Consider the following 16,840-nt stretch of genomic DNA (forward strand, 5'->3'; position numbering starts at 1 on the left):
TCGGGCCGGGATGTGCTGTAAAGTCATGTCTCGGCCCGAAGAGGTATCGGGGCGTATAGCTCAGGCGGTTAGAGCGCTTCGCTGATAACGAAGAGGTCCCAGGTTCAAGTCCTGGTACGCCCACGGAACCTGCGCAGGTTTCGCAAGGGGTTCAGGAAACTGGACCGGAACGGGGTGCATGTGAAGAAGTTGCTCATAGTTGCAGCGGCGATCGCAGGCATCGTTCTCTACAAAAAAGCGCAGGAATCCGAAGCCCGGAAAGCAGTGTGGAGCAAGGCAACCGACACGGTTGACTAGCCCAGCGCCCAGCCTGGAGATGGTAATACCATCAAAGGACTTGGGGTAGTATGGACGGGTTGCTTCTTATGGGGGCATGGCGCAATTGGTAGCGCACCTGCTTTGCAAGCAGGGGGTTCGGGGTTCGAGTCCCCGTGCCTCCACCATAAGAAAGAGTCCCGGTCAGAAATGACCGGGACTCTTCGCTTTAACCGTCGCACTAAGGTTGAAATGTGAACTTCATTGTTGCTGCTTTGGGCGTGCTCGGCGTCGCATCATCCGGACCTCTCATCGCAGGAACACTCGGCGCCACCTCCGTCACGGCCCTGGCCATCGCCTTCTGGCGCAACGCCATCGCCGCCGTCGTCATGGCTTCGCCGGTCCTGATCCGCGAACCCCGCCAGTTCCGTAAGATCACCCGCAGCGAATTCATGTGGTCCTCCGTCGCGGCAGTGGCGCTGGCCTTCCACTTCGCGTGTTTCATCACGGCGCTACAGTTGACGTCAGTTGCTGCCGCTACAGCCTTGGTCTGCCTGCAGTCGGCGTGGATCGCCGTCTTCCAGCTCTTTCGGGGGACTCGGCACCGTTGGCCGGTCCTGGTGGGACTTGGCATCGCGTTGGGCGGGGTTGCGGCCATCACGGGCTTCGATATGGGATCTTCTCCAAAAGCTTTCCTCGGTGACGTCCTGGCCCTCGCCGGGGGCGCGTTGGCCGGCCTGTACACCTTGGCCGGGGGGAAGGCCCGCCAGAGCATGCGCACTGGAACGTACACAACGCTTTGCTACGGGATCTGTGCTGCCATTGTCGCTGTCCTTGCCTTCGCGGGCGGTCAGCCCCTTGTAGGGTTCGACGTCGGCGGCTGGGTGGGGATCGTGGCCATCACCGTGTGTGCACAACTGGTGGGCCACACGGCCTTCAACCATCTCTTGGCCACTATGAGCCCGCTGTTGGTCTCGATGATCATCCTGCTGGAGATCCCGGGGGCAGCACTTCTAGCGGCGATTTTCCTGCATGAGAAGCTGCCTGCGGGGACGTACGCGGGGCTCGCCTTGATCCTGGCCGGGCTGGCCGTCGTCGTTGCCGGTCAACGGCGCGGTAAAGGAGAAGCGGTTCAAGGCGACGGCCAGATCGCCGAACTCGGGACCGACTGAGCTATCGCCGCGTGAAGTCGTACGGCGGCCGACGATGCTATAGGCCGCCGCGGCGGCCCTGGGGTGCGTTGGCTGCGTGTATGGCGCGGAGCAGCTTGGCCGGGAAATAGACCGAGAAGAACACCACCATGGGAGCCTTCAGTGCCATTTTCTTCACGTTGTGGGCTTTGTAGGTTCGGTCGAAGCGGGTCACGTAGTAGCGATAGTCTCGCGGTGAATCCTCGAGCCTGCGGGCCGACATCCCGGAGACCATCTGCGGCCAGTACTGCACCCTGAGATCGTGGTCTGCCAGGTGCAGGGACAGATCGATGTCCTCGTGCATTTCGTCCTTCTCATCCAGACAGGTCTCGTCACGGATGGTTTCCCAGGCTGAACGGCGAAGCGCCATGTTCGAACCAAAAAGGAAGTGGTACTGGTGCTTCGCAAGCCGAAGCATGAGTTGGCGCATCTTGTCGTCGGCTTTGAGCCCGAACCGACGCATGGGCATGTCGTAGTAGACCACAGGACCCGTGGCCGCTTGCACGGAGGGATCGGCGAAGGACTTCTGGACCTGCTCGACCCAGTCGGGTTCCAGGACGGAATCGGCGTCGATTCTTCCCAGGACATCCGATGTCGCGCTATTGAGGCCGAAGTTGCGGGTGGGAATGAGTCCCTGGGTCTTGTCCTGGCTTAGCAGGATGATGGGGCTCTCCGGGTATTCCTGCTGCATTTGCCGGACGATTTCCGCAGTGCGGTCCTTGGACATGTTGTCCACGACGATGATCTCGTCGGCAGGTACGGACTGGTAAACGGCAGCGATCAGGCATTGCCGGATGACGCCTTCCTCGTTGTAAGCCGGGATGACGATAGAAACGCTCGGCTTTACGGGTACGGCGGCTGCGTTAGTGACTGCATCTACGAAAGATCTATCGGCTTGCATCCCCATCAATCTAACATCAGGGCGGTGTTTCTCGAGGAAGGCTCCGGTGACAAATGGCCAAACAATTGAAGGGACCCCGGCGAACCGGAATCCCTTCAATGCGGAGCGAACGCGACTTATGAAGCCTCGTGCTTGCCGGCTTCGTCCGTGGCAGCCTCGTCCTTGCCGGCCTCGTGCTTGCCGGCTTCGTCCTTGTGGAGGCTTGCGGCGATGTTCTTTACCGCTGTCTTGGCATCGGTCGCGACCTTAGCGGCGGCGTCCTTGGCTTCCTCGACGACGTGTGCAGCTTTTTCGGCTGCGGCCTCGGCGGTGTCAGCTACCTTGACCGCCACGCCGTCAACCGTGTCCGCGACCTTGGCGGCGGCTTCGTTGGCCTTGTCAGCCACTTTCTCGGTCGCCACGGCTGCCGGAGACGATGAGTGAGTCACCGGGACCGGGGTCTTCCACGGGTCCTCCACCGGGCGGCTGGCCCTCCACGCAGCGACTCCGGCTGCGACGGCTGCAGTCACAACGGTGAAGATCAGAAGCCCGCGCTTCTTGGGCTTTTTACTCTTGGCGAGTTCCTTCGAGACTGTTTTCGTTGCTTCCCCGGCCGCAGCCTTGACTTCCCCGGCCGCGGCCTTCAGCTGTGCCGCGGTGGCCTGTGCCTGCTCCTGCAGGTTGTGCACCACTCCCGAGTCCACCAGCTTCTGGGCGACGGCATCCACCTGCGCGGGTGCGTTCTCAAGCGCCTGATGGACAACTCCCGAGGCTTGTCCGAGTTGCTCGGAGAGCTTGGGAAGATATTCCTCAACAACCTTGTCCCTGGCGTGGCCGAGCGCTGGCGTGGCCTTGTTAAGGGCATCCTGGATCCTGGGCGAGGCGTCCTCAACGGCGTCGTGGATCTTGGGCGCGAGGTTCGCCAGGCCTTCCTGGAGCCGCGGCGTGACGGTGGCAACGCCGTCGGCGAGGTTGTGCGCAGCCGACTTCAGGCCTTCCTGGAGCTTCGGTGAAGCGGTGTCGATACCGTGCTGGATACGGGGAACCGCCCAGTTCACGGCTGCTTCGACTCGCGGCGTCGCCCAGTCCTTGGCATTCTCCACACCGTTGACGACGGTGTGTTCAAGTTCGCGGGCAATCCGGTCTGATTTCTTCACAACTACCTCCCGATAACATGCTCGTTTGTTGTTAGCCTACGTCGCTTGAGGAGCACCGGCTATTCATCCGGCGGATTGATGGAAGATTTCACCGAGCGCGGAACCGCCTTCCTGGCGGGCTCGGCGTTGACCCTGCATGAAAGAATGGCGCTATGACCATCGCAACCGCAAAAGCAACTTTCCACACGAGCCTCGGCGATATCGTGGTTGACCTCTTCGGCAACCATGCGCCCAAGACAGTCGCCAACTTCGTTGGCCTGGCCACCGGCGAAAAGTCCTGGACGCACCCGGAGACCGGCGAAGACAAGACCGGTACCCCGTTGTACGACGGCACCATTTTCCACCGCATCATCAAAGACTTCATGATCCAGGGCGGCGATCCCCTCGGCCGTGGCATCGGCGGTCCGGGCTACAAGTTCGACGACGAGATCCATCCGGAACTGAACTTCAACGCACCCTACAAACTGGCCATGGCGAACGCCGGCGTCCAGATGGGCAAGGGCACCAACGGTTCCCAGTTCTTCATCACCACGGTCAACACTGACTGGCTCTACGGCAAGCACTCCATCTTCGGTGAGGTTGCCGACGAAGAGTCCAAGAAGGTTGTCGACGCCATCGAGGCTGTCCGCACCGGAATGGGCGACCGCCCTGTCGAAGACGTGGTCATCAACAGCATTGACATCGTCCAGCTCTGATCCCCGGAGTCTAAGCAGCATATGAGTTATGGAATCCCGGCGGCAGAGCCGTCCGCAGGCATTCCGGTGTGCCCCAGGCACCCGGACAGGCCCTCCTATGTGCGGTGCCAGCGTTGCGGGCGTCCTGCATGCCCCGAATGCCAGCGGGCGGCCGCCGTCGGGTTCCAGTGCATTGATTGCGTCAATGAAATGAAGCGTTCGACGCCGGCCGTGCGTTCCGCTTATGGCGGCGCCATTGCGACTGGCCGTCCGCTGGCGACGTACGTGCTTATCGGACTGTGCGTCCTGGTGTACATCCTGCAGTGGCTGATCCCCGGCGATGTCGTGGAGAATCAACTCGCCTTCGCATCCGTTTACGCCACCCCGCAGTTTGGGGCATTCGAACCTTGGCGGATGCTGACGTCCGCTTTTGTCCACTCCCAAGGTTTTGTCCTGCACATCGGGCTCAACATGTACATGCTCTGGATCTTCGGCCAGGTGCTTGAGCCCGTGCTGGGACGTATCCGCTTCCTGGCTGTTTATCTGCTGTCAGCGATCGGCGGCTCCGTCGGCTTCCTGCTGCTGACGCCTATCCTGCCTCCCACCGGTGTGGAAGGTGCATCCGGTGCGATCTTCGGTCTCTTTGGTGCATTGCTGGTGGTCCAGAGCCGGCGTGGCGGAGACACCCGGCAACTGTGGATCCTTATTGCCATCAACGGTGTCATCGGCTTCGTTGTGCCTGGAATCGCTTGGCAGGCCCACCTTGGTGGCCTGATTACGGGTGGCTTGTGTGCCGTCGTGATTGCCTTTGCCCCGCGCGGACCGCGCCGGGCATTGCTGCAGGCTGGCGGGATGGCTCTTGTGGCCGCGATTCTGGTACTGGCTACCATCTTCCGGGTCACGGTAGGCTAAACGCTTCCCACCGCGTTTTACTCCAGGCGCATTTTATCCCCGGAGTGCCTCCAAGCGATCCATTGACTCCGTGATGCCCTCGGCCCTGCGGCTGGCTCGTGCCGCGTCTCAGGCTGTGTAGCGGTCGCTGCGGCGGGTCCGTGCGTCGTAGGACTCTAGACGCATTTCCAGGGGACGCGGACCCAACAGTAGCGTCGCCCAACGCCAGCCCCGCAAGCATCTGCGATCAACAAGATCGGCGAGGGCCCTGAAGGCCCCGGTGAAGGTTTTCCACAGGATTTATCCACAATGTGCGTAACTTACAAGCATGTAGTTCCGTCGTGGATGGGTTGCAGATGGCGAGATGGCGGGGATTGTTGGTTCTCCTGTGGATGGGTGTCCACAACTGTGGATAACTGCCGCCGATTCGCCTGTGGTTATGTGGATAAGAAGCGCCATTTTGGGAGATGTGTGGACAACCTCACCGTCGCGTGCGGCGAGAGCAGAATATCAACAGGGTTATCAACAACGTTAATAACTCACACCGTTGTAGTTCGACCGCCCTTGCACGGTCCTGGAGCCCGCCCTTTCGGGAGTTTTCCACTTTGTAGCCACAGCTTTTCCCCAACTGTGGATAACTTGTGGGTACCTGCCTGTTGTTAAGTGTGTAACTTCCGTGGGATAGATTCTCGCCCGGGTCGACAATTTTCTTCGCAGAGTGGAAACGCCTGACTTAGGGGCTGGTCTCGAGCCTGATCGAGTCTGATATCCCCGCGCGTTCCCAATGACAGGTCCATCCCTCATCGTCACCGCCGTGCCCGTGGCGGCCCGGCGATTTCGCGAGCACTGCACGTGAATCTCGTCGAAGTCTTGACCGGAAGGGACAACAGGGCTCAAAGTTGGGTTTAGCAATCTCAGGTTATCGATAACATTTCGGAGCTGTGCGGGATTGCCAGCCGGTTTGCCTGTATCCGGGGGTATACGGGACGCGCTGTAAACGGGCTGCAAATCAAGGGCGATTCCTGGGTCACCACTGGGATATTTCCCCGAAACGAGTTAGGAAATTGGAATGGTAAGACAACGAAGTTTGTACGCTTCAGCGGTGGTGATTGCAACAGCCTGCCTGGCTCTGGCGACAACCCCCGCAGGCGCTTCGGCTACGACGACTGCAACGACCTACACGGTGTCGAGTGGCTCGGTCACCCAGGATGGACACCCTACTGACACTCCGGCCAACCCGTTCATCGACAAGGACGGTACGTTCTACTTCCAGCAGTCGATATCTGATTACGCTGCCACTGCCCAGAGGCACTGGGATTTTTACACAGGAACGAATTTTGACAACGCTACGCGTTCTTCGATCAGTGACTCGGTGAATCCGGCCAACTCGTTGGACAGCAACAAGGACACGACGTGGCGATGCAACAACAGCCCCACCGGTGTCCAAGCAAGCTATGCCCCGGCGGGCAGCAGCTATTCACAGCGTAACTATTGCGATCTTTCAAGCACGTGGGTCGACCCGGACACCGGGGACTGGTACGGCTTGGTGCACAACGAGTTCACGCCCCAACCCATGGGTGACGGAATTCATTTCGACGCGATCGACTATGCGGTGTCGACGGATCAAGGAAAGACGTGGTCGATCAAGGACCATGCGATCACCTCCCCGTACAGTACGACGCGTGGAGACACGACAGCGTTCCCGAACCAGACCTACTACTACGGCGATGGCGACCAGCGCCTGGTTGTAGACAATGCTTCCGGGTATTTCTACGTCTACTATGGCTCACGAGTCATAAACCAAGGGGGCAGCTGGGGCCCTGACGGGTTCGGGGAACATGTCGCCCGGGCGCCAATCTCCCAGAAAATGGCCAAGGGATCGTGGCAGAAGTACTACAACGGTCAGTGGCAGACCCCCGGCATAGGCGGTAGCGAGAGCAATCTTCACTCGGTTTCCACCGCTTACCCCAACGGCTATGTTCCGGCGAGCCAGGACTACAATCCCCTGAACACCGGGACTATCGGCCAGCAGGCCGCCGCCGGGCAACTCCCCAAGAACGGTTCGGACCTGTTCGTCATGAACGTCTCCTACAATGCCTATCTGGGCAAGTACATCGGAACCCCCCAGACCGACCTCGGAGATGGTGTATCGAGGCCCCTGCATTTCTATGCCACGGACGATCTAGCGACCCAGCAGTGGACCGACATCGGCTCCACACCCAACTACACCCAGCAGTCCTGGTACCGGTTCATGGGTGACTCCGCTACCGCGACCACCGGAAATATCCTCGGAAAGACCTTCCGGTCCTACTGCTACTTCTACTGCTCCAACACTTCCGGAACTGTGTCGAGTTCGGAGCACGTGGACGTGACGATCGATTCGAACAACCCGGCAGCGCCGGTCGTGGATCCGAGCAAGGCGTATTACATCAAATCAGGGTCGGGGCAGCTCCTCACCCAGTCCGGGGCCAATGCAACTGCAGTGGTCAGTGCTCCGGCCGGCGCAGGGTTTGAAGGGTGGAAATTCACTAGCAACAACGACGGTTCGTACCGCATCACCAACAATGTTTCCGGTCTTGCGCTCGGCGTTGATTCCTCCGTCACGACAAGCCGGGCCTGGGCGGCAAAGCCAGGTCTCGCTCCCCTGTCCGGCACCGGGCCGACCGTAGGCCAGCAGTGGTTCATTCAAGCGGACCTCAGCACCCCGTCGACCAGCGGTTCGACTTCACCAACCGGCAGCTACCGGATCATTAACAGGTACAGCGGGCTGGTCATCAGCCTCACAGCAACCACCGCCCAGACGAGCCCGTACCGCAATTGGGCCAACACCACCGGAAAATCAGCGGATACCACGACACCGCAGAACCAAGCCATGACCTTCCAGGAAGCAGCCCCTGTGGGGGCACTGGTCGGCGTCGGTTCCGGGCGCTGCCTCGACGTGCCGAACAGTTCCACAACCAACGGAACTCTGGAAGATATTTGGGACTGCAACGGCGGCGCGAACCAGAAGTGGAACGTGACGGCAGCCGGAGAACTTCGCATCTTCGGCGACTCCAAATGCCTTGATCTCCTCAACAACGCGACCAGTCCCGGATCAAGCGTGGGCATTTGGGATTGCACCGGCGGAACGAACCAACAATGGACGGTGAATTCGGACGGAACCATCGTGTCCAAGTCATCCGGTCTCTGCCTCGATGTCGCAAACCAGAACACGGCCAACGGCACGTCGGTAGAGGTCTGGACCTGTAATGGCGGAACGAACCAACAATGGAAACGCGTCTGAATACGCCAAATAGGGTGACGGCAGATGCCAATAGGCATCCTTGCATCACTGGGCGCTAAGTCGCCAAGAGAAGCTGTGGGGACTGAATCCGGCCCCACAGCTTCTCCCCGTCCCCGACAACACAGGCGAGGTAAAAGGGGACAGCCTCAAGAACAAATAAGCAGCTTCGGCGGCAGGCCTGAGCCTCGGACCAGAGGGGCAATCCTGCCGCCGGCTGCTGCGGAACTCCAGGAACGGAGCTCAGCGGCCCGGGCGTAGAGGGAGTTCAGACCGGAACGTGTTCGTTCTGGGAAGCAATTGTTTGGGGCCTGCGGGCCGCGTCACTGATCCGCAAGAGGAGGGCGACAATGATCCAGTTGGCAAGGAGGGAGGATCCGCCCGCTGAGAGGAACGGGGTCGTCAGTCCGGTGAGGGGAATGAGGCGGGTGACGCCGCCGATGATGATGAAGCACTGAAGGGCCATGCTAAAGGCCAGCCCACAGGCAAGGAGCTTCCCGAACGCATCCCTGATGCCCAAAGCGGCACGGAATCCGCGGGTGAAGAGAAGCAAGTAGAGCAGGACAATAGCGAACAGCCCGATCAGGCCGAGTTCTTCACCCAGTGAAGCGATGATCATGTCGCTGTTGGCGAACGGCACAAGGTCGGGGCTTCCGAGCCCGAGGCCCTTTCCGATCAGGCCGCCGTCGGCCATTCCGAAGAGGCCCTGGACAATCTGGGCGCTTCCCCCCGGGAAGCGGGTGAATACTTGGGGATCGAACGCGTTGAGCCAGGCGTCGATGCGCAGGCCCACATGGGAAAAAATCTTTGCTGCGGCGTATCCGCCAGCAAGCATGAGAACCACGCCCAGGACGAGCCAGCTGGCTCGGCTCGTGGCAACGTAGATCATCACGATGAACAGGCCGAAGAGCAATATCGACATGCCGAGATCGTGCTGGAAGACCAGGACCCCCACACTGGCGACCCAAGCGGTGATCATGGGACCGGTGTCTTTGATCCTGGGGAACTGCAGGCGCCCGAATTTCCTGCCGGCCAACAAGATCAGGTCCCGGTTGGACGACAGGTAGCCCGCGAAGAAGACGGCAAGCGTAATCTTTACGATTTCCCCGGGCTGGAATTGCAGCGAACCGAGGCGTATCCAGACATTCGCGCCGTTGATGTCGCCGGCGGAAATTCCCGGGACGAGGGGAAGGATGAGAAGGGCGGCGCTGACCGCGAGAGCAATGAAGGTGTACCGGCGCAATAGCCGATGGTCCTTCAACAGCCACAGCACGGCGGCTGCAACCAAGACCGAGACGATGGTCCATGTCAGCTGGTTGGTCCCCGCAGAGGTACCGTTCGACGCATCCAGTCGACGAATCATGGCGATGCCGAGGCCGTTCAAAGCCACCACGATCGGCAGGATCACCGGATCCGCATAGCGGGCTTTGAACCGCAGGACAACGTGGAAGATCCCGGCCAGTGCCGTCAAGGTTCCCGCTTGAAGCCAGAATCCAGCGTCAAGGGCTTGTTTCTTGTCCACGCTGGTCATTGCAAGGGCACCGATTCCGACGCCAAGCGCCAGCACCAACAGCACCATCTCCACGTTCCGACGAGGTTTCGCCGGAATCGCTTGCTGGCTCATGGGCATCTTCTTTCGTGGATTCGGTGTGTCCCTGCTCAGTGGGCAATCATAGTCCCAGCAGCTGGGCGCTGCTTGGGGGCAGGATCGCGTCCATCAGTTGTCCGGTCTTGTCATGGGCTGTATCACCATGTCGTCGAGCTTGGGGAGTGCATGCTCAAGCTGGTGTCTGGCGTTGTCGACAATTTCTTCCACCGCTGACAAGGCTGCGTCGGTGAGGACGATGGTGGTGGCGCCCTGAAGACGGTGGCCAACCCAGCGAAGTTGCAATTTCGGCACGGAGAGTACGCCGGGGGTCCCTTCCAGGGCCGCCTGGGCGGTGTCGAGCAGTTCGGGTTCTATCCCGTCCATCAGGCGTCGTCCAATGCTGCGTACCGTACCCCAGAGCAGGACAATGATGGCCCCCGAAATCAACAGGCCGACGATCGGGTCCGCCAAGGGAAAGCCGAGCAGCACGCCGCCGGCGCCAAGCACCACGGCGAGGGACGTGAATCCGTCAATGCGGGCATGCACGCCGTCGGCGACCAAGGCGGCAGATCCGATCTGCCGCCCGACCCTGATGCGGTAGACAGCCACAATTTCATTGCCCGCGAAGCCTATGAGACCGGCCGCGAGAACCCACCACAGGTTGTGCAGGGGCTGCGGGTGGAACAAGCGATCGATGGATTGCCATGCCGCGACTACGGCGGAAAGCGCAACCACGCCGACGATGAACAGGCCGGCAAGATCCTCCGCACGCCCATACCCATAGTTGTACCGGTGGGTTGCTGCACGACGTCCCAGGATGAAAGCGATCCACAAGGGCACGGCCGTGAGAGCGTCGGAGAAATTATGGATGGTGTCGGCAAGCAACGCGACGGAGCCGCTGATCAGGACCACAAGAAACTGCAGCACGGTGGTGCCGAGGAGGATAAACAGGCTGATCTTCAGTGCCCGAATGCCTTGGGTAGAGGACTCAAGGGCATCGTCTATGGAATCGGCGGCGTCGTGGGTGTGTGGGACAAACAGCTCATACAGCCACCCCTTGAGACCCTTGTGGTGTTCGTGGGAGTGTCCGTCATGGTCATGGTCATGGTCATGGTCATGGTCATGGTCGTGGTCATGCTCGTGATCGTGCACGTGCTCCCCATGATGATCAAGGTGTTGATGACTGCTCATGCCCTTGCTTCTTCTGCGTGGTGGTGTGTAGGGGTGCCGCCCAGGGCGTGTTCTGCTTGGAAAATGGCATCCGCGACCAACTGGCGGGCGTGCTGATTCTCCAATCGGTACATGACCTTGGTTCCGTCTTGGCGCGTGGAAACCATCCTTGCCAAGCGCATTTTGGCAAGGTGCTGGGATACGGCCGCCGGGGACTTCCCCACCAGGTCCGCCAGCGCGCCAACCGCCATTTCGCCCTCGCGAAGCGCCAAGATGATCCGCACCCGCGTAGCGTCGGCCAGCATCGCGAACACTTCGACGGCCAACTCAACGTAATGGCTGTCAACTCCCAAGGAGCAAGCCTTACTATCTGCATTCATACGCAGATTATTCCACACTTTTCGACCGGGAAGCTGGTTCTCAATGCTTTCCCGGTGAACTCTTGGCCCTGGAACGACTATCCACAACCTTGTTCACACTGGGTAAAACAACAGCTCTAAGGCAGATGTCCCCATAGCGAGCTGAATGTCAGGGATTTTCTCCACAGGTGCGTGGATGTCCACATGAATTGTCCACAGCTGTGGATAAAGTTGTGCACTTCTATGGAAAGAGAAAGGGTCTCAAAGCCACACCCCGGAGCTCCCCCGACGGTGGCTGTCTACGAGATGGGTATCGATCATGCCGATGGCCTCCATCAGCGCATACATGGTGGTGGGCCCCACGAAAGCGAAGCCCTTCTTGCGGAGGGCCTTGGACAAAGCAACGGACTCTACCGATTGAGTGGCGACGTCGGCAAAGGTCCGCGGTTCCGGCGTCGACTCCGGCTGGAACGACCAAACGAAGTCCACCAATCCACCTTCGCTGCGCAGGGCGATGGTGGCCTTGGCATTCGTCACGGCGGCCCGGATCTTAAGGCGGTTGCGGACGATCCCCGGATCCTGCATCAGCCGCTCGACGTCGGCCTCGGTGAAGGTCGCGACACTATCAGGCCGGAAGTCCAGGAAGGCGGAGCGGAAGGCCTCGCGCTTACGCAGGATGGTGGCCCAGGACAGGCCCGCCTGGAATCCTTCGAGGCTGATGCGTTCATACAAGCCCTGCTCGTCCCGGACAGGCATGCCCCACTCGTGGTCGTAGTACTCGCGCAAGAGCGGGTCAACGGAGGCCCAAGGTGGCCGCGCAAGGCCATCATCGCCGATGATGGTGCCGTTCTCAGGCGGCGTCATGGTCAATCCTCCACAGGACGTCGGGCAAAAGCTGCTTTTGACATTGTGCCCCGGGCCTACGACATTCCAGTGACACGCATCGTGATATTGATCCGCCCGCCGGGCAGTCCGCATCCTTTGGGGGACGTTCCGGGGAGCACTTTGGTGATGCCGTGGTACGCAAAACGGGAGGCGCCGCCGAACACGAAGAGGTCACCGGAGGACAGCTCGACGTCGGTATACGGCTTGGTGCGCGTGTGCGTGTTCCCGAAGCGGAAGATGCAACTGTCCCCAATACTGAGTGAGACCACAGGAGCCCGGGACTTTTCGTCCTTGTCCTGATGCATCCCCATCTTGGCGGCGCCGTCGTAGAAATTCACCAGCGCGGTGTCCGGCGCGAAGTCCGCAGCTTCGACAGGGTCACCGTATGCCTCGAACAGGGCTTTGCGACCCAAACGAAGCATCCACTCGGGAAAGTCGAGGACTCGCTCCCCGTTGACGTCGAAGGCCTCGCGTGTATACCTGTAGGGCTGCCAGTGCCAGCCCAGGCAAACCGTCCGGACGGACATCGGGTGACCGCCGGGAAGAACCGCGGCACGCAAGGGGACGGGGCCACGGGTCCACTCGCCGAAACGGGCCGCGATCCACCGTTGTTGCTCGAGGCTCAGCCAGCCCGGAACGTGAATGGCACCGGGCGCGATCTCCCGAGGGCCGGCGTCGGACGCGTCCGGCAACTCGAGCGGAAACAGCGGCTCCGTCCCCCCTGAACTCATGCCGCCTCCAGAGCCAGTAAGGTGCGCTTGGCCGCCGTGCCGCCAAGATAATTGCCAAAAGATCCATCGGATTTCACCACGCGGTGGCATGGAACGATTACCGGAAGCGGGTTGGTGGCGCAAGCACTGCCGACCGCGCGAACGGCCCGGGGGCTTCCGGCCGCCAAGGCCACCTGGGCGTAACTTTCCGTGTGGCCGTAGGCGATCCGCGGCAAATGCTCCAGGACGCTGAGGCGGAATCCGCGCGAAAGACTGAAATCCAAGGGCAGGTCAAAACTGCGCCTAGACCCGGCGAAGTATTCATCCAGCTCGCGGGCCGCGGAATCCAGGCGAGCCGGCGAGAAGAGGATCCGTGGACTGAGCTTTTCGGCGAGCAGCTGCAATACGGCGTCGTGATCTTCCACGTCAAAGGCCACCCGCACCAGACCGCGTTCGGTGGCAGCCAGCAGGAGGTGGCCAATCGGGGAATCCAAGGTGCGGTAGGCAATATCGAGGGTGTGCCGTTCCGCGGCTTCGGCTGCGAGGCGGTCATGGAGCCGCCGAAGGACGGCTGGGTCCACGGAATCGACGCGTGCGAAGAACCCGGAGACGTCCGGTTCCTCGTGGTGGATGGTCATGGGGTCTCTTCTTTCACATAGCCTGGGGAGCTCACGAAGCCGGCGGCGAGAATACTGCGTAGCGCCTTGACCCCGTCGGCACCCGCCCGACGGGCGGCGTCGGGAGTGCCGCCAAGAAGCTCGGCGACATCCGTGTAAGGGAGCCCGGCGAGGTAGTGGTAGGCCACCGCCTGGCGCTGCTTCGGCGGAAGCTGCCCGACGGCGTCGAGCACCTCTCCGTGACCGTCGCCCGGGATGCCGAGCGCGGACGGCCGCACAGGCAGTTCATCCACCGGAACCGGCCGGCGGTTCCTGGCCCGGAGAATGTCGATGGATCTGCGGTGCGCGATGGTCACGAGCCAGGCCTGGACGTTGGCGTCCGCCGGAAGTTCCGGGTAGGCCTTCAGAGCGGAGAGAAAAGTTTCGGACCAGCCGTCTTCCGCGTCGTCGACGCCCAGAACTACGCGGCACACACGCAAGACCGTGGGTCCGTGCTCCCGGACGATCAGCTCGAACGGCTTCTTGGGCACCATTAGAAGAGCTTGCTTTCCTTCGCCGCCGCCGGTTCTTCGAGTTCCAGCAGTAACCGCTTGTTATCAAGGCCGCCGGCGTATCCGGTGAGCCTCCCGTCGTGCCCCACGACCCGGTGACACGGGATGACCATGCTGAGCGGATTGCGGCCAACCGCTGAACCGACGGCCTGGGACAGCTTGCGATCACCCAGTTCGGTGGCCAATTCCCCGTAGCTGACGGTTTCCCCGTAGGGAATTTGTTCGAGCCTTGCCCAGACCCGCTGCTGGAACGGATTCCCGGAGGCCTTGAAAGGGAACTCGAACACTGTTCGCTCGCCAGCCAGGTATTCGCCGATTTCAGTGGCGGCTCGATGGAACAAGGGGTCCTTCGCAGGTGCGGGAGCACCGAAGAATTCCGAAGGCGGCATATGCCAATGTCCCTCGAAAAAGATGCCCGTGAGGACCCCGTCCTGGGCAGTCAGCGTCAATTGGCCCAGCGGAGAATCAATGGTGGTGTGCCTGGTGGTCATGCCTAGTAGACGGTGCAGGCGGCGGAAATGTGAGGTGACCGCTCAGGAGCGCCAACGCGTGGTCATGAGGAAGCCCACGATCGCAATGCCGAAGCCTGCAACGATGTTCCAGGACGCCCATGCTTGCACGGGAAGCTGGCCGCTGGTGATGTAGAAAGTGATGATCCAGAGCAAGCCGATGATCATCAGTCCGAACATGACGGGCTTGTACCAGACGGGGTTCGGCTTGTATTGCTGTGCGGTGGCCGCCTCGGTGGGGCGGGTGGACCTCTTGCGGGACTTGGACTCGGGCACGGATCCTCCTTGGCCGGCTGAATGAAAGGCCACGCCGGCTTGATATCCTGCAGGAAGGAAGATTCCAGCGGTCAACGCGCACGCGGCAATTCCGGGTTCGTACTAGCAATCAAGTCTAGCCGGATTTCGGACACTGTTCGTCGCCGAGCCTCCGCGCCTGTCAAGAGGAGACCCATTGCCGCAGGAGCAGACGGAACAAGCCGCTGCCATGTCCGACGACGGCGCGGAAATCGGTGTGGAGGCTCCCCGCACCGGGAGACACGAGTCCCGCTCCGCTCGACGCAAGGGACGCCCAAGCACGGGTGACAGGGTGCGCAAGGTCGTCCAAGTCATCGGCGAGCTCCTCCTTACTGCAGGCGTCGTCCTCTTGCTCTTTGTAGCGTGGGAGCTGTGGTGGACCAATATCGAAGCCGATGCGAAACAAAGCCAAGCCGTCCACGGCTTTGCCAAGGATTTCGCGGGACCCCTCACGCCCGCCGTCCCCACTGCCGGAGCACCGGACTACGGGAAGCCAGTGGTTGCCCAGGCTCCTGGGCATGGCAGCATGATCGGCATCATGTACATTCCCCGGTTCGGACCGGATTACTCGCGGCCCATCATCGAGGGAACCAGCTCCGACGTCCTGGACACGCTGGGTCTCGGCCACTACGGCTCCACGAGTATGCCTGGGGCCCCGGGCAACTTCGCCGTCGCGGGACACCGCCAGACCCATGGCGCGGTGTTGGATAACATCCACCTCTTGGTTCCAGGCGACAAAATCTACGTGCAGACCAACGACGGCTACTACACATACGTTTTCCGCAACAACCAGATCGTGCTGCCTTCACGGACGGACGTCCTTCTTCCGGTCCCCACCCAGCCCGGAGCGACACCCACCGAAAGCTACTTGACCATGACCAGCTGCAATCCGCGATTCGGTGCGCAAGAACGTATCATCGCCTACTCCTTGCTGGAAAGCTGGCAGCCGGCATCCGCCGGTCCGCCGCAGGAGATCGCCAAACAAGTCGCCGATACGCGCGGAAAGGGATAACCCATGTACGGATGGATCTTCCGTCACCTCCCGGGACCCCTGTGGGTGCGTATCCTGACATCAGCAGCCCTCGTGGCATGCGCGCTTGTCCTGATGGTCGAGTTCCTTTTCCCCTGGTTTTCACAGTTCACCACCCTCAGCGACTCAACGATTGGTTCAGCACAGCAGCCATGAGCACCAAAAAAATCCTCGTCGTGGACAACTACGACAGCTTCGTTTACACCCTCGTCGGCTACTTGCAGGAACTCGGTGCGGAAACCACAGTGGTCCGGAACGACGACGTCACCCTCGCCGAGGCGATCGAGCTGGCGGACGCCCGAGACGGGGTATTGATTTCCCCCGGTCCCGGCACCCCTGCCGAAGCGGGCGTGTGCATCGAGTTGATCAAGTGGTGCGGAGACCACAACAAGCCGATGTTCGGCGTCTGCCTTGGCCATCAGGCGTTGGCGGAGGCCTATGGTGGCACGGTCACTCATGCGCCCGAGCTGATGCACGGCAAGACCTCACCCGTGCAACATGACGGCAAGAGCGTTTTCGCCGGTCTGCCGTCGCCGGTGACGGCTACGCGCTACCATTCTTTGGCAGCTGTCCGCGAGAGTATCCCCGACGTCCTGGAAATCACCGCTGAAACCGCCAGCGGGGTAGTCATGGGCCTGCAGCATCGCACGGCGCCGCTGTGCGGAGTGCAGTTCCACCCTGAATCAGTGCTGACCGAAGGTGGATACCTCATGCTCGGCAACTGGCTTGAATCACTGGGGATGTCCGGAGCGGCCGCCCGTGCAGCCACCCTGAGTCCCCTGATCCAGCGCTAGCTGCCA

General features: G+C 61.1%; 18 protein-coding genes and 2 tRNA genes. 9 read left to right on the forward strand and 11 right to left on the reverse strand.

Features of this window, described 5'->3' with window-relative positions; genetic code table 11:
• Window positions 1-49 precede the first annotated feature (49 nt).
• The 4 genes from A3M3_RS0120620 to A3M3_RS0120635 all read left to right on the forward strand — a co-directional run bounded on the left by A3M3_RS0120620 (window position 50) and on the right by A3M3_RS0120635 (window position 1,427).
• Window positions 50-123: transfer RNA gene (locus A3M3_RS0120620), tRNA-Ile, on the forward strand.
• Window positions 124-180: 57 nt separating this feature from the next.
• On the forward strand, window positions 181-297 hold the full coding sequence (locus A3M3_RS29080; RefSeq protein WP_231497379.1) for a DLW-39 family protein: 117 nt from the start codon (window positions 181-183) through the stop codon (window positions 295-297).
• 70 nt (window positions 298-367) lie between these two features.
• A tRNA-Ala gene (locus A3M3_RS0120630) sits at window positions 368-443 on the forward strand.
• Between the two features lie 66 nt (window positions 444-509).
• Complete coding sequence (locus A3M3_RS0120635) at window positions 510-1,427, forward strand: DMT family transporter (RefSeq protein WP_028267921.1); 918 nt, start codon at window positions 510-512, stop codon at window positions 1,425-1,427.
• A 37-nt stretch (window positions 1,428-1,464) separates the two neighbouring features.
• Here the strand turns inward: A3M3_RS0120635 and A3M3_RS0120640 are convergent, their stop codons facing one another.
• Both A3M3_RS0120640 and A3M3_RS26210 read right to left on the reverse strand, forming a co-directional pair.
• Window positions 1,465-2,346, reverse strand: a complete 882-nt coding sequence (locus A3M3_RS0120640; RefSeq protein ID WP_028267922.1) for a glycosyltransferase — start codon at window positions 2,344-2,346, stop codon at window positions 1,465-1,467.
• 116 nt (window positions 2,347-2,462) lie between these two features.
• Complete coding sequence (locus tag A3M3_RS26210) at window positions 2,463-3,482, reverse strand: hypothetical protein (protein ID WP_051423437.1); 1,020 nt, start codon at window positions 3,480-3,482, stop codon at window positions 2,463-2,465.
• A 152-nt stretch (window positions 3,483-3,634) separates the two neighbouring features.
• On the opposite strand from A3M3_RS26210, the gene A3M3_RS0120650 reads away from it, so the two are divergent.
• The 3 genes from A3M3_RS0120650 (at window position 3,635) to A3M3_RS26215 (ending at window position 8,330) form a co-directional block, all read left to right on the forward strand.
• Window positions 3,635-4,177 carry a peptidylprolyl isomerase gene (locus A3M3_RS0120650; RefSeq protein ID WP_028267923.1) on the forward strand — a complete coding sequence of 181 codons (543 nt, stop codon included), beginning with the start codon at window positions 3,635-3,637 and terminating at the stop codon, window positions 4,175-4,177.
• A gap of 21 nt (window positions 4,178-4,198) precedes the next feature.
• A complete protein-coding gene (locus A3M3_RS0120655; protein ID WP_028267924.1) occupies window positions 4,199-5,068 on the forward strand; it encodes a rhomboid family intramembrane serine protease in 870 nt (289 codons plus the stop codon).
• 1,081 nt (window positions 5,069-6,149) lie between these two features.
• Window positions 6,150-8,330, forward strand: coding sequence for an RICIN domain-containing protein (locus A3M3_RS26215; RefSeq protein ID WP_231497380.1), 2,181 nt, complete (start codon window positions 6,150-6,152; stop codon window positions 8,328-8,330).
• A 265-nt stretch (window positions 8,331-8,595) separates the two neighbouring features.
• On the opposite strand, the gene A3M3_RS26220 is transcribed toward A3M3_RS26215, so the two are convergent.
• The 9 genes from A3M3_RS26220 to A3M3_RS0120705 form a co-directional block, all read right to left on the reverse strand.
• Window positions 8,596-9,951 carry an FtsW/RodA/SpoVE family cell cycle protein gene (locus tag A3M3_RS26220; protein WP_051423439.1) on the reverse strand — a complete coding sequence of 452 codons (1,356 nt, stop codon included), beginning with the start codon at window positions 9,949-9,951 and terminating at the stop codon, window positions 8,596-8,598.
• A 93-nt stretch (window positions 9,952-10,044) separates the two neighbouring features.
• Window positions 10,045-11,106: a cation diffusion facilitator family transporter gene (locus A3M3_RS0120670; RefSeq protein ID WP_051423440.1), complete on the reverse strand. Its 1,062-nt coding sequence runs from the start codon at window positions 11,104-11,106 to the stop codon at window positions 10,045-10,047.
• Entirely contained in the window at window positions 11,103-11,465 is a 363-nt protein-coding gene (locus A3M3_RS0120675) for an ArsR/SmtB family transcription factor (protein WP_028267926.1), read from the reverse strand. The genes A3M3_RS0120670 and A3M3_RS0120675 overlap by 4 nt, the downstream gene beginning before the upstream one ends.
• Before the next feature lie 240 nt (window positions 11,466-11,705).
• Entirely contained in the window at window positions 11,706-12,308 is a 603-nt protein-coding gene (locus A3M3_RS0120680; RefSeq protein WP_028267927.1) for a DNA-3-methyladenine glycosylase I, read from the reverse strand.
• Window positions 12,309-12,364: 56 nt separating this feature from the next.
• Window positions 12,365-13,060: an alpha-ketoglutarate-dependent dioxygenase AlkB family protein gene (locus tag A3M3_RS0120685; protein WP_035743429.1), complete on the reverse strand. Its 696-nt coding sequence runs from the start codon at window positions 13,058-13,060 to the stop codon at window positions 12,365-12,367.
• Window positions 13,057-13,677: a methylated-DNA--[protein]-cysteine S-methyltransferase gene (locus tag A3M3_RS0120690; RefSeq protein ID WP_028267929.1), complete on the reverse strand. Its 621-nt coding sequence runs from the start codon at window positions 13,675-13,677 to the stop codon at window positions 13,057-13,059. The genes A3M3_RS0120685 and A3M3_RS0120690 overlap by 4 nt, the downstream gene beginning before the upstream one ends.
• Entirely contained in the window at window positions 13,674-14,189 is a 516-nt protein-coding gene (locus A3M3_RS0120695; RefSeq protein ID WP_028267930.1) for an RNA polymerase sigma factor, read from the reverse strand. Before A3M3_RS0120695 ends, A3M3_RS0120690 begins: the two co-directional genes overlap by 4 nt.
• Window positions 14,189-14,698: a methylated-DNA--[protein]-cysteine S-methyltransferase gene (locus A3M3_RS0120700; protein ID WP_028267931.1), complete on the reverse strand. Its 510-nt coding sequence runs from the start codon at window positions 14,696-14,698 to the stop codon at window positions 14,189-14,191. Before A3M3_RS0120700 ends, A3M3_RS0120695 begins: the two co-directional genes overlap by 1 nt.
• A gap of 42 nt (window positions 14,699-14,740) precedes the next feature.
• Window positions 14,741-14,992, reverse strand: a complete 252-nt coding sequence (locus tag A3M3_RS0120705) for a cell division protein CrgA (RefSeq protein ID WP_028267932.1) — start codon at window positions 14,990-14,992, stop codon at window positions 14,741-14,743.
• Between the two features lie 175 nt (window positions 14,993-15,167).
• On the opposite strand from A3M3_RS0120705, the gene A3M3_RS0120710 reads away from it, so the two are divergent.
• Window positions 15,168-16,022, forward strand: a complete 855-nt coding sequence (locus A3M3_RS0120710; RefSeq protein WP_231497381.1) for a class E sortase — start codon at window positions 15,168-15,170, stop codon at window positions 16,020-16,022.
• Between the two features lie 170 nt (window positions 16,023-16,192).
• On the forward strand, window positions 16,193-16,834 hold the full coding sequence (locus tag A3M3_RS0120720; protein ID WP_028267935.1) for an aminodeoxychorismate/anthranilate synthase component II: 642 nt from the start codon (window positions 16,193-16,195) through the stop codon (window positions 16,832-16,834).
• Window positions 16,835-16,840 lie beyond the last annotated feature (6 nt).

It is taken from the genome of Arthrobacter sp. MA-N2, from assembly GCF_000517125.1.
Taxonomy (GTDB): Bacteria; Actinomycetota; Actinomycetes; order Actinomycetales; family Micrococcaceae; genus Arthrobacter; species Arthrobacter methylotrophus.

Bases quoted from the DNA above. Each gene is read 5' to 3' on its own strand.
- A3M3_RS0120640 (WP_028267922.1), bottom strand. From the start codon at position 2,346: ATGCAAGCCGATAGATCTTTCGTAGATGCAGTCACTAACGCAGCCGCC.
- A3M3_RS0120650 (WP_028267923.1), top strand. From the start codon at position 3,635: ATGACCATCGCAACCGCAAAAGCAACTTTCCACACGAGCCTCGGCGAT.
- A3M3_RS0120655 (WP_028267924.1), top strand. From the start codon at position 4,199: ATGAGTTATGGAATCCCGGCGGCAGAGCCGTCCGCAGGCATTCCGGTG.
- A3M3_RS26220 (WP_051423439.1), bottom strand. From the start codon at position 9,951: ATGAGCCAGCAAGCGATTCCGGCGAAACCTCGTCGGAACGTGGAGATG.
- A3M3_RS0120670 (WP_051423440.1), bottom strand. From the start codon at position 11,106: ATGAGCAGTCATCAACACCTTGATCATCATGGGGAGCACGTGCACGAT.
- A3M3_RS0120675 (WP_028267926.1), bottom strand. From the start codon at position 11,465: ATGAATGCAGATAGTAAGGCTTGCTCCTTGGGAGTTGACAGCCATTAC.
- A3M3_RS0120680 (WP_028267927.1), bottom strand. From the start codon at position 12,308: ATGACGCCGCCTGAGAACGGCACCATCATCGGCGATGATGGCCTTGCG.
- A3M3_RS0120685 (WP_035743429.1), bottom strand. From the start codon at position 13,060: ATGAGTTCAGGGGGGACGGAGCCGCTGTTTCCGCTCGAGTTGCCGGAC.
- A3M3_RS0120690 (WP_028267929.1), bottom strand. From the start codon at position 13,677: ATGACCATCCACCACGAGGAACCGGACGTCTCCGGGTTCTTCGCACGC.
- A3M3_RS0120695 (WP_028267930.1), bottom strand. From the start codon at position 14,189: ATGGTGCCCAAGAAGCCGTTCGAGCTGATCGTCCGGGAGCACGGACCC.
- A3M3_RS0120700 (WP_028267931.1), bottom strand. From the start codon at position 14,698: ATGACCACCAGGCACACCACCATTGATTCTCCGCTGGGCCAATTGACG.
- A3M3_RS0120720 (WP_028267935.1), top strand. From the start codon at position 16,193: ATGAGCACCAAAAAAATCCTCGTCGTGGACAACTACGACAGCTTCGTT.